General features: G+C 63.5%; 14 protein-coding genes. 3 read left to right on the top strand and 11 right to left on the bottom strand.

Going from position 1 to position 16466, the window contains the following annotated elements:
• The 6 genes from SS05631_RS10860 to SS05631_RS10830 all read right to left on the bottom strand — a co-directional run bounded on the left by SS05631_RS10860 (nucleotide 1) and on the right by SS05631_RS10830 (nucleotide 8962).
• Nucleotides 1–1590, bottom strand: a complete 1590-nt coding sequence (locus tag SS05631_RS10860; protein ID WP_037415261.1) for an ABC transporter substrate-binding protein — start codon at nucleotides 1588–1590, stop codon at nucleotides 1–3.
• A 211-nt stretch (nucleotides 1591–1801) separates the two neighbouring features.
• Nucleotides 1802–2584, bottom strand: a complete 783-nt coding sequence (locus SS05631_RS10855; RefSeq protein ID WP_037415264.1) for a carnitinyl-CoA dehydratase — start codon at nucleotides 2582–2584, stop codon at nucleotides 1802–1804.
• A 5-nt stretch (nucleotides 2585–2589) separates the two neighbouring features.
• A complete protein-coding gene (locus SS05631_RS10850) occupies nucleotides 2590–4653 on the bottom strand; it encodes an acetate--CoA ligase family protein (RefSeq protein WP_037415268.1) in 2064 nt (687 codons plus the stop codon).
• A gap of 279 nt (nucleotides 4654–4932) precedes the next feature.
• A complete protein-coding gene (locus SS05631_RS10840) occupies nucleotides 4933–6093 on the bottom strand; it encodes an acyl-CoA dehydrogenase family protein (RefSeq protein ID WP_037415271.1) in 1161 nt (386 codons plus the stop codon).
• A gap of 244 nt (nucleotides 6094–6337) precedes the next feature.
• Nucleotides 6338–7828 (bottom strand): carnitine 3-dehydrogenase, encoded by a 1491-nt coding sequence (locus SS05631_RS10835; protein ID WP_037415274.1) that lies wholly within the window; start codon nucleotides 7826–7828, stop codon nucleotides 6338–6340.
• Nucleotides 7829–8059: 231 nt separating this feature from the next.
• Nucleotides 8060–8962, bottom strand: a complete 903-nt coding sequence (locus SS05631_RS10830) for a 3-keto-5-aminohexanoate cleavage protein (RefSeq protein WP_037415277.1) — start codon at nucleotides 8960–8962, stop codon at nucleotides 8060–8062.
• Between the two features lie 109 nt (nucleotides 8963–9071).
• Between SS05631_RS10830 and SS05631_RS10825 the strand changes: the two genes are divergently transcribed.
• Complete coding sequence (locus SS05631_RS10825) at nucleotides 9072–10043, top strand: GlxA family transcriptional regulator (protein WP_037415280.1); 972 nt, start codon at nucleotides 9072–9074, stop codon at nucleotides 10041–10043.
• Between the two features lie 128 nt (nucleotides 10044–10171).
• Nucleotides 10172–10498 (top strand): TfoX/Sxy family protein, encoded by a 327-nt coding sequence (locus SS05631_RS10820; RefSeq protein WP_037415283.1) that lies wholly within the window; start codon nucleotides 10172–10174, stop codon nucleotides 10496–10498.
• Nucleotides 10499–10548: 50 nt separating this feature from the next.
• Here SS05631_RS10820 and SS05631_RS10815 read toward each other — a convergent pair whose 3' ends face one another.
• The 5 genes from SS05631_RS10815 to SS05631_RS10795 all read right to left on the bottom strand — a co-directional run bounded on the left by SS05631_RS10815 (nucleotide 10549) and on the right by SS05631_RS10795 (nucleotide 15436).
• Nucleotides 10549–11310 carry an SDR family oxidoreductase gene (locus tag SS05631_RS10815; protein WP_037415286.1) on the bottom strand — a complete coding sequence of 254 codons (762 nt, stop codon included), beginning with the start codon at nucleotides 11308–11310 and terminating at the stop codon, nucleotides 10549–10551.
• A gap of 4 nt (nucleotides 11311–11314) precedes the next feature.
• Complete coding sequence (locus SS05631_RS10810; protein ID WP_037415291.1) at nucleotides 11315–12133, bottom strand: ABC transporter permease; 819 nt, start codon at nucleotides 12131–12133, stop codon at nucleotides 11315–11317.
• Nucleotides 12133–12999: an ABC transporter permease gene (locus SS05631_RS10805; protein WP_095678045.1), complete on the bottom strand. Its 867-nt coding sequence runs from the start codon at nucleotides 12997–12999 to the stop codon at nucleotides 12133–12135. Before SS05631_RS10805 ends, SS05631_RS10810 begins: the two co-directional genes overlap by 1 nt.
• A gap of 147 nt (nucleotides 13000–13146) precedes the next feature.
• Nucleotides 13147–14307, bottom strand: coding sequence for a spermidine/putrescine ABC transporter substrate-binding protein (locus tag SS05631_RS10800; RefSeq protein WP_037415305.1), 1161 nt, complete (start codon nucleotides 14305–14307; stop codon nucleotides 13147–13149).
• Between the two features lie 52 nt (nucleotides 14308–14359).
• Nucleotides 14360–15436 (bottom strand): ABC transporter ATP-binding protein, encoded by a 1077-nt coding sequence (locus SS05631_RS10795; RefSeq protein WP_050988185.1) that lies wholly within the window; start codon nucleotides 15434–15436, stop codon nucleotides 14360–14362.
• A gap of 202 nt (nucleotides 15437–15638) precedes the next feature.
• Between SS05631_RS10795 and SS05631_RS10790 the strand changes: the two genes are divergently transcribed.
• Complete coding sequence (locus SS05631_RS10790) at nucleotides 15639–16442, top strand: LuxR C-terminal-related transcriptional regulator (RefSeq protein ID WP_037415312.1); 804 nt, start codon at nucleotides 15639–15641, stop codon at nucleotides 16440–16442.
• Nucleotides 16443–16466: the final 24 nt, after the last annotated feature.

Below are 16466 nucleotides of genomic sequence, written 5' to 3'. Positions count from 1 at the left end.
TCAGGCGTCCAGCCAGACCCGGGTTGCGACATAGCCGTTCGACATGTCGTTGCCGATGTCGTGGACGTAGCCCTTCACCTGTTTAGTCGATGCGTTCACGAAATCGTTGAACATCGGCAGGATAACGCCACCTTCGTCCCGCACCATCATCGCTAGGGTACGATACATGTCCTTGCGCTTGGCCTCGTCCAGTTCGGAACGCGCTTCGAGCAGGAGCTTGTCGAAGTCCTCACGCTGGAAGCGGGTGTCGTTCCAGTCGGCGTTCGACAGATAAGCCGTCGAATACATCTGATCCTGGGTCGGACGGCCGCCCCAATACGACGTGCAGAACGGTTGGGCGTTCCAGACATTGGTCCAGTAGCCGTCGCCCGGCTCGCGCTTGACCTCGATCTCGATGCCGGCCTTCTTGGCACTCTCCTGGTAGAGGACCGCGGCATCCACCGCGCCTGGGAAGGCGACGTCGGAGGTGCGCAGCAATACCGGCCCGCTGTGGCCGGACTTCTTGTAATGGAAGGCTGCCTTGTCCGGATCATAGACGCGCTGCTCGATACCCTCCGGGAAGAGCGCATAGGTGTCGTTGATCGGGAAGTCGTTGCCGATCTTGCCGTAACCGCCGAGGATGCGCTGGACCATGGTCTCGCGGTCCATGGCCAGCTTCAGCGCCATCCGAAGGTCGTTGTTGTCGAACGGCGCGGTGTTGCAATGCATGATGAAGACGTAATGGCCGCGGCCGGACGTGTTGAGGATTTCGACGGTCGGCGCGCGCTTCAAGAGGTTGACTGTCTTCGGATCGACGCGGTTGATGAAATGCACCTGACCCGAGGAGAGCGCCGCGATGCGTGCAGTCGCATCGTTCATGGCGATCAGTTCGATCGAATCCACATAACCTCTGTCCGTACGCCAGTCGTCCTGGTTCCTTTCGAAAGTGGCGCGCACGCCCGGTTCGAAGCTGGCGACTTTATAGGGGCCGGTGCCGATCATGGCGTCGGGGTTGTCCATGCCGCCGTTCGGTTGGATGACGAGGTGATAATCCGAAAGCAGCAGCGGCAGGTCGGCGTTGCCTTCCGTCAGCGTCAGCACGAGCTTGCCGCCGTCGGCCTTGATTTCCTTGATGGATTTCATCACGCCAAGGGCGCCCGACTCCGACTTATCGTCGGTGTGTCGCTGCAGCGTCTTGACGACGTCCTCTACCGTCAGTTCCTTGCCATCATGGAATTTGACGCCCTTGCGGATCGTGAAGGTCCAAGTGGCCGCGTCGGCGGAAGGCTCCCAGGACTCGGCAAGCGCCGGTACGGCCGCGCCGGTCGTCGGATGGCTCTCCACCAGCAGATCGCCCCAGGTCCGAACGACGACGAACAGAAATTGCGAGAGTGCCTTTGCCGGGTCTTTCGAATCGGTTGCGGCCGCGCCTTCGAGACCGAGTTTCAGATGGCCGCCGCGCTTCGGCTCTTGCGCCGCGGCACTCGCCGCAAACAGCGTGTTGGCCGTCGATGCGGCAATGCCGAGGGCGGCAGCGCGCCCGAGAAATTCGCGGCGGTTCATTTTGCCCAGCATGATCTGTCGTGTCAGATAATCCTTGTAATCGCTCATTCCCCTGTTCCCTTTCGTTGCCGGCATTCGCCGTTCATTGTGGTTGGTAGAGACTGCGTATCGCCATCGTGAGATGGCCCAAGGCACTGTTCCGCTTGATGTCCTTCCTCCGTCCTCCCTCACCTGGGGGCGCTATGGGCTTCAACCATAAGGCTATCCTCTCGGCCGAAGCTTGTAACGTCCTAAATCATCATTTCCTTCCGCCGGTAAGCTATCGCCCCTTCCAGATGGGATCGCGCTTTTCGGAGAAGGCGCGCGCGCCCTCCAGTTGGTCCTCGCTGGAATAGAGCACGTCGACCGTCTTGAGCTGGCGACGGGTGATCTTGTTCATCGTGGTCTGGAAGTCGCGGCCCTCGGCTTCGCGCACGACCTCCTTGATTGCCGCATAGACGAGCGGCGGGCCGCTCTCGAGAAGGCGCGCCAGTTCCCAGGCACGCTCCATCAGCCGGCCTGCGGGCAGGATCTCGTTGACGAAGCCCCAGCGATGGGCCTCCGCGGCCTCGAGCCAGCGCCCGGTCAGGAGCATGTCCATGGCAATGTGGTAGGGGATACGCTTCGGCAGCTTGATCGAGGCGGCGTCGGCAACGGTGCCCGAGCGGATCTCCGGCAGCGCGAAGGTCGCGTGTTCGGCGGCGAGGATGAGGTCGGTCGAAAGGGCGATCTCCAACCCGCCGCCGCAGCAGATGCCGTTGACGGCGGCAATGATCGGCTTGTTGAGGTCGCGAAGCTCCTGCATGCCGCCGAACCCGCCGACACCATAGTCGCCGTCGACCGGATCGCCGTCCGCCGCCGCCTTCAGGTCCCAGCCGGGACAGAAGAATTTTTCGCCGGCGCCGGTGACGAGAGCGACCCGGAGCGTCGGATCGTCGCGGAAATCGCGGAAGATCTCACCCATCAGCCGGCTGGTCTTCAGGTCGATGGCATTCGCCTTCGGCCGGTCGATCGTGACTTCGAGAATGCCACCTTCGCGGCGGGTGAGGATCGGTCCGGTCATAGGCGTCATTTCCTCCGGCGGATCAAGGCATCGGCGGCGACAACACCATGGCCGTCCGGCAATACCATAATAGGATTGATATCGAGTTCTTCGAGTTTGGAAGCGTTTGCAACGACATAGGATGCCGCGGCTGCGACAGTCCTTGTCAGCGCTGCGACATCGCCTTTCGGACCGCCGCGGTAGCCGTCGAGCAGTTTCCTGACCTTCAGGCCGTCGATCGCTGCTTCGATCATCTCTTCGGTGGCGGGTAGCGTCACGATCGCGGAATCATCGAGCATTTCCACGAGAATGCCGCCGGCGCCAATGGTCAGCACCGGACCGGCCACGGGATCGCGCATAGCGCCGATGATCACTTCGGCGACCGGCTTGGCGATCATTTTCTCCACCAGATAGCCGGAGGCGACCGAGGCCATCCCTTCCGCGGCGGCGACGACCTCTTCCCTTTTTGCGAGATTGAGCCTGACGGCACCGGCTTCGGTCTTGTGGGCAACACCGAGGCCCTTGAGCGCGACCGGGAAGCCAAGGGTTTCGGCGACTTCCGCCGCTTCTTTAGGCGTCCGGGCGGTCTTGCCGTTCGGGACCGACACGCCGGCCGCGGCGAGCTCCGCCTTTGCTTCGGCCTCCGTCAACGTCTCGGGATCTCCGCCGCCCATTGCCATCTTGACGAGCGGCGGTGGCGCCGGATTTGCCCAGACGGTGCCGATCGCGGCAGCCGTTTCGGCCGCCGCGAGGGCCTCGTCCAAGCCGAAGAAGGGCACGACGCCGGCTGCCATCAGGGAGAGAGCCGTTTCTTCCGGCATGTTCTCGCCGAGGCTGGCGACGATGCCGGCGACGGCGCCCGTCGCATTGGCGGAGTCGATGACCGCATCGCAGGTCGTTACCCAGTCGGCGGCATCGCAGCGGTCGAGGCGGGGGAAATCGAGCACGACCAGGTTCAGCGCGTAGCCGCCCTGCAGCATGGCGGTGAAGGCGGCGGTCTGCTTTTCGCGGTTGCCCCAGACGAAGGTGTGGTAGTCGAGCGGATTGGCGATCGTCACCATCTCGCCGAGGCTTTCCCTGAGCGGCTGGCGCTGCTCCTCCTTGAGCGGTCGGAAGTTCACCCTGCGCCGGACGCCGGCATCCGCCATCAGCGACGCTTCGCCGCCGGAGCAGCTCATCGACGAAATGTCGGCGCTGGGGAGGGTGCCGTGGAGATGCAGGAGCTTCAATGTTTCGAGCAGCTCCGGCAGGGTATCGACGCGGCCGATGCCGAGGCGGGCAAGCAACGCCGAAGAGACGCGGTCGTTACCGGCAAGCGAAGCGGTGTGGGAGACCGTTGCCAGACGAGCGGCCTCCGACTTGCCGACCTTCAGCGTCACGACCGGCTTACGAAGTTCGCGGGCGCGGTGTGCGAGCCGTTCCAAGGCCTCGATGCTGTCGAAGCCTTCGATATGCAGCCCGACGGCGGTGACGCGCGGATCCTCGAGAACGGCGCAGGCGATGTCCGAAAGGCCGGTCTGCGCCTGGTTGCCGGCGGTCATCACATAGGCGAGCGGCAGGCCGCGCTTCTGCATCGAGATGTTGCAGGCGATGTTCGAGGATTGGGTAAGGATCGCGACGCCGCGTTCGACGCGGAGCATGCCGTGCTGATCCGGCCAGAGCAGCGCGCCGTCCAACATGTTGATGAAGCCGTAACAATTGGGTCCGACGATCGGCATGTCGTCGGCCGCCGCGACCAGCGCCTCCTGGAGGTCGTTGCCATCGGCAAGTTCGCTCGCTGCCTCGCGGAAACCGGAGGCGTAGCAGACGGCGCCACCGGCGCCACGCGCCGCGAGATCGCGGATGATCTCTATGGTGAGCGCCCGGTTGACGCCGACGAAGGAAGCATCCGGCGCTTCCGGCAGGTCGGCGACGGAGCGGTAGCAGCGGCGGCCGAGGATTTCATCCTCGCGCGGATGGACCGGCCAGATCTTGCCGGCGAAGCCCATCCTGTCGCATTGCGCGATGACCCGCCGCGCTTCCTTGCCGCCGAAGACGGCGATGGATTGCGGGCGGATGAGGCGGTCGAGAGAGCGGGGAGAGGTGGTCATGCGGCGCCCTCGTTGAACGCCTCAAGGGTGCGCGATCCGCGGAATACCCCCCTCTGCCCTGCCGGGCATCTCCCCCGCAAGGGGGGAGATTGGACGGCGCAATGTTTTCGCGAGTCAGTGGCCGTCGAGGAGTGCTTAAAGACTATCAATGGGCGGCGGGTCGCCCAGACGGTTGTCTGAAAAAGAAACGGGGTGGTCGCGTCTTGCCGATCTCCCCCCTTGTGGGGGAGATGCCCGGCAGGGCAGAGGGGGGTGACTTGCGGAAAGACGACCATTCCCTCACGCCCCCAGCGGCCGCAGCAGATCGCGGCTGATAATGTGCCGCTGAATTTCGGATGTGCCGTCCCAGATGCGCTCGACGCGGGCGTCGCGCCAGAAGCGGGCGAGCGGCAGGTCATCCATCAGGCCCATGCCGCCATAGATCTGGATCGCCTCGTCGGTGACGCGGGCAAGCATTTCCGTCGCAAAAACCTTGGCGGAAGCGATTTCGCGGTTCGACGGCAGGCCCTGGTCGAGACGCCAGGCGGCAGACAAAGTCAGTAGGTCCGCGGCATCGATCTCGGTTATCATGTCGGCGAGCTTAAAGGAGACGCCCTGATTGGCGCCGATCGGCTTGCCGAACTGCTTGCGCTCGGCGGCGTAGGAGAGCGCGTAGTCGAAGGCGCGGCGGGCCCGGCCGACGGAGGTGGCGGCAACCGTCAGACGGGTGGCATAGAGCCAGTCATTGGCGAGATCGAAGCCCTTGTGGAGTTCGCCGAGAATCTGGGAGGAGGGCAGGCGGCAGTCGTCGAAAGTGAGGATGCAGTTCTTGTAGCCGCGATGTGAAACGGAATTGTAACCGTCGCGGATTTCGAAACCGGGCGTGCCGCGGTCGACGAGGAAGCAGGTGATCTTCTTCTTCGGCCCGCGCGGCGTCTGCTCCTCGCCGGTGGCGATGAAGACGATGACAAAATCGGCGATGTCGGCATGGCTGATGAAGTGCTTGGTGCCATTCACGATCCAGTCGTCGCCGTCCTGCCGGGCGAAGCATTTCATGCCGCGCACATCGGAGCCCGCATCCGGCTCGGTCATCGCAAGCGCATCGAACTTGTCGCCGCGCACGGCGGGCAGCAGATAGCGCTCGCGCTGTTCCTCGTTGCAGGCCATCAGGATGCCGGAGGGGCGGCCAAAGAAGACGGTAAGGCCCATCGAGCCGCGGCCGAGCTCGCGCTCGACGAGCGTGAAGGTGAGGTGATCAAGACCGGCGCCGCCGACCTCTTCGGGAAAATTGCAGGCGAAGAAGCCGAGCTCCTTGCATTTGCGGGCGATCTCCTGGCCGAGCTCGCGCGGTACGGTGCCGGTACGCTCGACCTCGTTTTCATGCGGATAGATCTCGGTCTCGACGAAGCCGCGGACCGTGTCGACGATCATCTGCTGTTCTTCGGTCAGTGCGAAATTCATTGTTCTCCCTCGTCATTTTAGTCCGCCTGTCATCCGGCCGATCTCCCCATCGATCCGCAGGCTTCCCGGGTGCGGCTTTGCCCCTCACCCTAACCCTCTCCTCGCATGCGGGGAGAGGGGACTTTGGCTACCAGCCTCCTCCGCCAGCAAAAAGCAGGCCGTTGCGGCATGTCCCTTCTCCCCGTCAGAACGGGGAGAAGGTGCCGGCAGGCGGATGAGGGGCAATCGTCCGCTCTCATCACCTTTACCGCTTCTGCCCCACATGCCGCCCGGCGCCCCCCGGCACCTCAAGCCTCGCATGCCCTTCCGCGATCGGCTTCAGCTTCGCCAGCACATCGGCCGGCGCCGGCGCCGACTTGCCGGCCTTGGCATCGACATGCAGCATTATCTGCTCGGCGGTGGCGATCACGTCGTCCGAGGCGGCATCGTGGATCCGCGTGAAGAAGTGGATGCGCTTTTCGTCGGAGGCGAGAATTTGCAGGGTCGTATAGAGCGCCTGGCCAAGCTTCGCCTCACCGAGATGGCGGATATGGGTCTCCACCGTGTAGTAGCTGTGGCCGGCCTCGACATAGGCGAAGTCGACGCCGATCAATCGCAGCAGCGCATCCGACGTATCGCCGAAGAGCTGCAGATAGCGGTGCTCGGTCATGTGGCCGTTATAGTCGACCCAGGCGGCGTTGACCTTGGTTTCGACGAGGCGCAGCGGGCCGGAGGCGTCATAAGACTTCGATTGATTGCCGCCCTTTGCCCAGAGGCGCGCCTCGAAATCGGCGAGCAGCTTGCCGGCACCCCAGCCTTCACCGCCATTGCCGGCTTTCAGCGCCTGCATGATGCCAACGAGGTTTTCGTCGCGGATGCGTTCCAGTTCGCGGATCGAGCGGCCGGCGGCCTGGGCGTCGGACTGCGCGCCGATCTTCTCGACCAGCGCGTCGTCGAGATCGACGACATCAGTGAACTTCGTCCAGGGCCATTTGAGGCAGGGGCCGAACTGGGCGAGGAAGTGGCGCATGCCGGCTTCGCCGCCGGCGATGCGATAGGTCTCGAAGAGACCCATCTGCGCCCAGCGCATGCCGAAGGAATAGCGCATGACATTATCGAGCGTCTCGGTATCGCAGATGTCGTCCTGGATCAGCCAGAGCGCTTCGCGCCAGAGCGCTTCGAGCAGGCGGTCGCCGACGAAGGCCTCGATCTCCTTGGCGATGACGACGCCCTTCATGCCGATCTCGGCGACGGCTTCCTCGGCGCGCCTGACCGTCTCGGGGGATGTCTTCCTGCCGCCGACGAGCTCGACCAGTGGCAGCAGGTAGACCGGGTTATAAGGGTGGGCGACGAACATGCGCTCGGGATGCTTCATCTCGGCCTGGAGGTCGGACGGCAGCAGGCCCGAGGTCGACGAGCCGATCAACGCGTCGGGGCGGGCGGCTGCGTCGATCTCGGTGATGACGCCGCGCTTCAGCGGCAGCCGTTCGGGCACGCTTTCCTGAATCCAGTCAACATCGTGGACGGCTTCCTCAATGCTCTTGCAGAAGGTGAGATTGCCGCGCGGCGGCAGCGGCGCCATGGTTAGCATGCCATAGGCGCGCTCTGCATTGGCCATGACCTCGCCGATGATGCGCTCGGCTTCCGGATGCGGATCGAAAATGTTGACGTTGATGCCGGCGAGCGCGAAACGCGCCGCCCAGGCCCCGCCGATGACGCCGCCGCCAACGCAGGCGGCCTTGGTGATGATGGTCATTGCCTCTCCATCCAAATCGTTCCGTGGGAGCCCCTCCCGGCCCTTTGGGCCACCCTCCCCACAAGGGGGAGGGATGGGTGGCTCCGGATCCTCTGCGGCCCTCTCTCCGGCGACTAACCGCGGCGGGGGCCGGCCTTCTTGCGAACATCTCCGCGGAAACATGCGCTTCGTTCGGAGTTCGGCGCCGACGCATGTCGAGCCCTCCCCTTGTGGGGAGGGTTGGGAGGGGTCCTATCTCTTCGTCAGCTTCAGCTTCTCGCGAACCTCCTTGGGCCCGATGATCTTCGCCCCCATGCCCTGGATCACCGACACCGCCTTTTCGACGAGCTGGCCGTTGGTCGCGAGCTGGCCCTTGCCGACATAGAGGTTGTCCTCCAGTCCGACGCGGACATTGCCGCCGGCAAGGATCGCCGCCGCCGGATATGCGAGCGCGTTGCGGCCGATCGAGAAGGCCGAGAAGGTCCAGTTCGCCGGCACGTTGTTGACCATCGCCATGAAGGTGTTGAGGTCGTCGGGTGCGCCCCAGGGAATGCCCATGCAGAGCTGGATCAGCACCGGATCCTCGATCAGACCTTCCTCGACGAGCTGTTTGGCGAACCAGAGATGGCCGGTGTCGAAGGCCTCGATCTCGGGACGCACGCCGAGTGCGGTCATCTGGCGCGCCATCTCGCGCAGCATAGACGGCGTGTTGGTCATCACGTAGTCGCCGAGCGAGAAGTTCATCGTGCCGCAGTCGAGCGTGCAGATCTCCGGCAGACATTCGGCGACATGGGCGACGCGCTCGGTGGCGCCGGCCATGTCGGTGCCTTTCTCGTTGAGCGGGAGAGGGCTTTCGACATTGCCGAAGATCAGGTCTCCGCCCATGCCGGCGGTCAGGTTGAGAACGACGTCGATATCGGCGGAGCGAATGCGGTCGGTCACTTCCCTGTAGAGGTCGAGGCGGCGGGCCGGCGCGCCGGTCTCCGGGGCGCGGACATGGCAATGGACGATCGCGGCACCCGCCTTGGCCGCTTCGACTGCCGCTTCGGCGATCTGTTTCGGCGTGATCGGAACATGGCTGGATTTCGAAACGGTGTCTCCGGAGCCGGTGACGGCGCAGGTGATGAAAACCTCGCGGTTCATGCTGAGCGGCATGGCTGTCTCCCTTTTTGTTGGACCCATTACGAGCCAGAAACGGCGAGGCTGCTTTCCAAAAGTGGAACGATCCTATACATTTTCGGAGACAGCCGCGGGAAGTTTCGCGATGGACGGCAGTGTTTCGCAGGCGCAGCATATCGATTTGCTGATCCTGCCGGAGACCAATCTCATTCTGGTCGCCTCGGTTATCGAGCCGCTGCGCGCCGCCAACCGCATCGCCGGGCGAACGCTCTACAGCTGGACAATGTTCAGCCCGGACGGCGAGGCGATCGAGACGAAAAGCGGCATCCCGATTCCGGTGTCCGGCCCCTTCCGGCCGCAACGCGAAACGGCGCCGCTCTTCGTGCTGTCGAGCTACAACTGGCGGCGCAGCGCTACCTCACAGCTCAAGATGCTGCTGTCGCAGACGGCCCGGCACCGGGAGGCGATGGCCGGCATCGAATCCGGGTCCTGGCTTCTGGCGGAGACGAGCCTGCTCGACGATTTTTCCGCCACGACCCACTGGGAAGACTTCGAGGATTTCGCCAGCGCCTATCCGCAGGTGACGATGGTTCGCGAGCGCTTCGTCATCGATGGCAAGCGCATCACCACCGGCGGCTCGCTGCCCACGCTCGACCTGATGTTGGAATTGATCCGCCGCGCGCACGGCTATTCGCTGGCGCTCGAAGTCTCGCGTCTCTTCATCTACGAGCAGGAGCGCACGCGCGGCGACCTCTTACAGGTGCCGGCAATCGGCAATATGCGCATCCTTGACGCGCGGGTCGGTGCGGCGGTCAAGCTGATGGAGGAGACGGTCGAGGCGCCGTTGACGCTTGCACGGCTCGCGCGCCGGGTCGGCGTCAGCGCCCGCCACCTGCAGGACCTCTTCAAGGACACCATGGGCGTGGCGCCGCACGAACACTATCTGGCGCTGCGGCTCAATGCGGCGCGCCGCAAGGTGATCGAGACGCGGATGGAGTTCGCCGACATCGCGGCAATTTCTGGCTTCAACTCGTCGTCGTCGTTTTCGCGAAGCTATCGCGCACACTATCGCGAGAGCCCGAGCGAGACACGCCGGCGGCTGAAGCTCAAGAGTTGATTGAATCACTTCAAAGGGCGATTCAGCAAGGGCGTTTTGATGAATCGAATCAGCGATCTATCGCCGGCTCGTGGGAAGGTGATTCAGGCACGCGCCGCCCTGCGGCACAAGAAGGAGGAAGACGACCCATGCGCGACACGGGACTGGAGGAATTGGTAAGGCAAGAACTCGGCGACCGGCCGGGGCTTTCCGAGAAACCGATGTTCGGCGGCCTGGCTTTTCTCGTGAACGGCAATCTCGTCTGCGGCGCACGCGATGACGGGATGCTGGTGCGGCTCGGCAAGGGCAGTGATGACTGGGCGCTGGCGCTGCCCGGCGTCGCCCAGATGGTGATGGGCGAGCGGGGGATGCATGGATGGGTGCGTGCCGGCGCCGCGGCCTATGGCGACGACGCGCTGCGCAAGCGCCTGCTCGATGCGGCGCTCGGCTACGTGCTCTCGCTGCCACCGAAGTGAAAGCTCGCGCAGTTTCTTCTCATCTGCTACCGGAGCAGGATGCCAGTAGCTCAGACGACTGTCTCGCCGCCGTCGACCACAAGGACCTGGCCGGTCATATAAGAGGAACGGTCGGAGACAAGGAAGAGGATCGCTTCGGCGATCTCGTCGACGCTTGCCCACCGTCCGAGCGGCACCTTCTCGCGGATATAGGCCTCGATTGCCTTCCGACCGCCCATCTGCTTGATGAAAGGTTCGTTGAACGGCGTGTCGACCCAGCCGGGGCAGAGTGCGTTTATTCGCACCCCATGTTTCGCGTAGTCGCCGGCCATCTGCCGCGTCATGGCGATGACGGCGTGCTTTGTCGTGGTGTAGGCGATCATCTCACGGTCGTAGAGGACGCCGGAAGAGGACGAGGTGTTGACGATCACGCCGCGCCCCGCCGCCCTCATCGACGGCACGACGAGGCGAGCCGCGATGAAGTGCGCGCGAACGTTCAGGTTCCACGAGCGATCGAAACCCGCCACCTCGACTTGTTCCAGGTCGCCGGCCACCTGGGCGCCGGCATGGTTGTGCAGAATATCGATGCGGCCATGCCGTCGAAGGACGTCGGCAATGCCGTTCGACAGCGCTCCGTCGTCGGTGACGTCGATCGCTAGAGGTTCGGCGCTGCCGCCCTTGGCGGCGATCGATGTCACGGTCTCTTCCGAAGCCTTCGCGCTACGGTCGACGACCACCACATGGGCGCCTTCGCGCGCCATGATGGCGGCACCCGCCTGACCGATTCCGGAGCCGCCGCCGGTCACGATCGCGATCCGGTCTTTCAGGATCATGGTTTCACTCCCCGGATTTGCTTTTCGTCTCGCGCATCAGCACGCGCGCAGTCAGGATCAGGAGAAGCGACGCGACGAGAACCAAGGTTGCGATCGCATTGATCTCCGGCGTCACGCCGCGACGGATCGAGGCGAAGACATAGATAGGCAAGGTGGTCTTCGAGCCTGCGACGAAGAAGGCGATGATGAAATCGTCGAAGGAGAAGGTGAAGGCGAGCAGGAAGCCGGCAAGAATCGAGGGAAGGATCTGCGGCAGCACAATCAGTCGGAAGGTGGTGAGCGGCGTCGCGTAGAGATCGCTGGACGCCTCGACGATGTCACGGCCGAGACTGGCGATCCGCGCCTTCACGATCATGGCGACGAGTGCCATCGAGAACAGCCCATGGGCGGCGATGATAGAGCCGTAGCCAAGACCGAGTTGTGGCGGGTGATCGCCCGGCCAGATCGTCGCGAGCGCTGGATTAACGAAGGAGAAGACGGCGACCAGCGCCACGAGCGTGGCGATTCCGATGACGACACCCGGAACGACGATGGCAGCGGCGAAGAGGGCATCGAAGAAGGCTCGCATGCGCGGCCCGAGGCGCTCCATGCCAAGCGCCGCCATGGTCCCGAAGACCGCCGCAAGCGCAGCGCTCGTGAAGGCGATCATCAGGCTGTTCTGCAGTGCTGAAACCAGGAAGGTGTTGCTGAGAGCCTTGCCGTACCAGGCAGCGGAGAAGCCGGTGAACTCGCTCGCATTGCGCCCCGCATTGAAGGAGAACAGAACGACGAGCGCGATCGGCGCATAGAGGAAGAGATAGACGGAGGAGACGAGGGCACGCATCAGACGAGATCCACCTGTCTTGTTCCGGCGACCTTCCAGGCGATGCGCATCGCCACCATGAGCACGACGACGACGACGGCAACCAGCGTGACGGCGATCGCCGAGCCGAAGGGCCAGTTGCGTGATTGCAGGAAGAGATCGACCAGCGCGTTGCCGATGAAGAAGACCTTGCCGCCGCCGAGAAGCTGGGGGATCAGATATTCGCCGAGGAGCAGGATCGTCACCAGCGCGATGCCGGTCATGACGCCCGGGAGCGATAGCGGCAGGGTGACGCCGAGGAAGCTGGAAACCGGCTTGGCGCCAAGATCGGCGGAAGCCTCAAGAAGCCGCCGGTCGAGTTTCTCGAGGCTCACATAGATCGGCATTATCATCAGCGGCAGGTAGCCGTAGACGATACCGAGCAGCACGGCGCCGGGCGTGTTGAGCATGCGCACGTCCTCGATGCCGATCATCGCGAGCAGATTGGGAATGCCGCGCGAGCCGAGGATGTACATCCAGGCATAGGTGCGCACCAGAAGGCTCGTCCAGAACGGCACGACGACCAGCGATACGAGGATCAGGCGATAGCGCGGGTTTGCCCTGACGGCGAGGTAGTAGGCGACAGGATAGGCCACCAGAAGGCAGAGCAGAGCGCCGGCTGGCGCAAGCATCAGCGTGTTCCAGAAGGCTGCGGCGCGCGTCGGCAGGTTTGCGAACTGGGCGAAGGTGAAAGCCGCCTGATAGCCGCCTTCCGGCGCCCGCTCGCCGAAAGCGAAGACGAGCATGGCGATGAAGGGGAGAACGAGAAAGACACAAAGCCACGCCGCCGCCGGCGCTACCAGCGCCGCCGTCACCAGGTTCCTCTTCGTGTTCTTTGCCGCACGCATGGTCAGTCCGTTGAAACGTGTATTGAACTGGGCCCTCATCCAGCCCGCCGGCCACCTTCTCCCCTTCGAACGGGGAGAGGGAACCCGCGGCGCCCGTCCCCTCTCCCGCTGGCGGGGAAGGCTAGGGTGAGGGGCGAACTTTCGACCTCACGCCGACTTGAAGCGGGCCATCAGTTCGGCGCGACCGGGATCTGTCAGCGTCACCGCGGCGCCGAATTCGAGCGGCGTCAGCGCCGCCTCGTCCGGATAGACGATCTTGTTCGACGTCACCTCCGGTGGCAGCAACTTCAAGACGCGGCTGTCGGTCGTCGGCGCGCCGTTGGCGATGTGCTCCTTGACGGCGTTTTCGGGCATCATCAGATAGTTGAGCAGCGCATAGCCGGCGGGCTTATTGGCCGCACTCTTCGGGATCGCGTAGAAATCCGACCAGATTTCGCCGCCATCCTTGCCGAGCACGAATTGGATTTCCGGCATGTCGCGGTTGAGCTGGGCGCCGTCATTGGTCCAGCACATTGTCATCCAGGCGTCCGTCGCCCGCATCGCCGGCTGGTAGTCGCTGTTGATCGCGTAGAGATGCGGCTTGACCTTGATCAGCAGCTCCTCGGCCTTGGCGAGTTCCTCCGGCTTGATTGAGTTAAAGGAAAATCCAAGCGAGACGAGTGCGTTGCCGATGGTGGTGAGCTGGTAGTCATGCACCATGGCGCGACCGTCGGCCTCGGCCATCGCCACCTCGAAGAACTCCTTCCAGCTCGTAACCGGCTTTTTGATCTTGTCGCTGTTCACGGCAATGCCGGTCGTGCCCCAGTTCTTCGGCACCGCATAGGTCTTGCCGTCGATGACGCCTTCATTGGTGAAGCGGGCGTTTTCCGTCGAGGCGTCGTAGTTCGGGAGCTTCGACAGGTCGAGCTCATCGATGAGGCCGAGCTTTGCATAGGTCGAAATCGTGTAATTGGTCGGGACGAAGAGGTCCCAACCGGTGCCGCCTGCCTGCAGCTTCGCAAGCATTTCCTCGTTCGAGCCGAAAACGTTGACTTCTACGGCGACGCCAGTCGCGGCCCTGAAGGCTTCGAAGGTGGCGGGATCATGATAGTTCGGCCAGGTCGCGAGCGACATCTGCGTGCCGAGGTCTTCGGCAAAAGCCGCCGCGTTGAAGAGGCCGGGCGCGCGCGCCAGGACGGCAGTGGCAAGCCCGAGGCCGGTGACGCCGAGAAAATGGCGGCGGGTCACCGAACCGCGTTTCAGGCGCATCAGCTCGTCCGCAAGCTTTTCCGCGGTGATCGGGGCATTCTCTCTGTACCACTTGGTCATGATGCTGTTCCCTTGTCGTTGGCATGCATTTGATGGCAGAGCGTCGGCCCGTTCAGGCCGGAAAGACATGCATTGCGTTCGGATCGAAGCGGAGTCCGATCCTTTCTCCAGGTTCTGCGAGGTCGGACTCATCCAGGCTGCGGCGGTCGGCGGTCACCAGAAAATCGCCAAGCCCGTCAACCTCGACGGAGTATTCGACCGATGAGCCGAGGAAGATGCGGTGGGTCACCGTGCCATGCAGCGTGGCGGTATCGTCACGCACAAGGCTTATCGATTCCGGACGGAGCGCCACCATGGCCGCACCCGCGGTTCCATTGGCACGCGCGGGCTTTGCCAAACCGACGCCATTTGCCAGCCGCACCGCATTCGCGCCGGGCTCGACCGTCGCTTCGATGCGATTGGTCTTGCCGACGAAATCGGCGACAAAAAGATTCGCCGGGCGATCGTAGATTTCCTGCGGCGGTCCGATCTGGACCACTCGCCCGGCATTCATAACGCAGACGAGATCGCTCATCGACAGCGCTTCTTCCTGGTCGTGCGTGACGAGCATGAAGGTGATGCCGAGCTCGCGCTGGAGGCTCTGGAGTTCGATCTGCATCGCTGTGCGCAGCTTCTTGTCGAGCGCGGCAAGAGGCTCATCGAGGAGCAACACCTTCGGCTTGTTGACGATGGCGCGGGCAAGCGCCACGCGCTGTTGCTGTCCGCCCGACATCTCGTGAATGCGGCGCTTGCCGAAGCCGGCAAGACGGACCATCTCCAGCGCCTCTCGGGCGCGGCGGCTGATTTCGGCCGCCGCAATGCGCGGGCGAATTTGCTTCAGCCCGTAGGCGACGTTCTGCTCGACATCAAGATGGGGGAACAGCGCGTATTGCTGGAAGACCATATTGACCGGGCGCCGATAGGCCGGCACGCCGTTCATAGGCTGGCCACCGATATAGACCATCCCCGCGCTTGGCTGTTCGAAGCCGCCGATCATTCGCAGGCAGGTGGTCTTGCCGCAGCCGGACGGGCCGAGCAGCGCGACGAAAGCCCCCTTGGGCACCCCGAGGCTGATATCCGACACCGCCGTCACGCTGCCATAGCGTTTGGCGACCGAACGGAATTCGATGTCGTTTGAATCGGATGTCACGTCTGTTCCCTGCGGCGCTATTATAGGAATCGGACGCGGTCCTTGCGCCTCCTGTTCCCACCGTCATTGCTGACAGCCTAGTCACCGGAAGCCGCGTCGGTATATACCCCGAGAGAGGTATTCCCGCCGGAATTTGCTTGTGAAAGGAGTATACCCTGGTTAAGCCGTCCAAGTGGCAGCGCAGGGGACTGGGGAGGGCGGTTTGGGCGTCGACTTCGAGAAGCTTTTCCAGGCCCTGGCGCCGTTGATGAATGGTTCGGCGATGGGCGACGAGGCCGTCGGCACTGCGTTCCGCCGGCTGATGTCGAGCCTGATAGCCTTCGACTATGTCGTCGTCTTCGCCTATCGTGGCAAGGAGCGTCCGCTTGATCTCTACAGTACTTTCGATGCCAAGGACCATGTGCTCTTCGTGAGCCTCTACCAGGCGGGTCCATACCTGCTCGATCCCTTCTATCATGCCGCCTGTGCGCCCCGACCTGGCGTGTGGCGGATGCGGGAGCTGGCGCCCGATCGCTTTTTCTCCAGCGAATATTACCGCACCTATTATGTGCAGACCGGGCTTGCGGAGGAGGTGGGTTTCTTCGTTCCGATCAGCGAACAGGTCACCGTCGTGCTATCGCTGATGCGGCGGGAGGCGACCGGCCCTTTCGGCGCCGCCGAGTTTGCCCTGCTCAAGAGGGCCGAGCCCTTGGTGGCCGCACTCGCTCGCCATCATTGGGCCGACCTCGACCACCGATTCGACGCGGCGCTCGCGAAAACCGGCCGCAGCCGCCGCAAGGCTTTGCATCCGCCCGCGGACGGGGTCTGGCAACATCTCAACCTCACCGATCGAGAAGCGGCAATCATCGAACTGGTCCTGCAGGGGCATTCATCGGAGTCGATCGGATTAAGGCTCGGCATCTCGACCGGGACCGTCAAAGTCCATCGGCGCAACGTTTATCGCAAGCTCGGAATTTCCTCGCAAACGCAGCTGCTGTCGCTCTACATCAAGAATCTCGGCCACTGACACCTGTCGGTAGCCGCATTATTG

The sequence above is a fragment of the Sinorhizobium sp. CCBAU 05631 genome (genome assembly GCF_002288505.1).
GTDB classification, from domain to species: domain Bacteria; phylum Pseudomonadota; class Alphaproteobacteria; order Rhizobiales; family Rhizobiaceae; genus Sinorhizobium; species Sinorhizobium fredii_C.
Note: the sequence above shows the minus strand (reverse complement) of the source record. Positions and strands in the feature narration are given on the sequence as shown.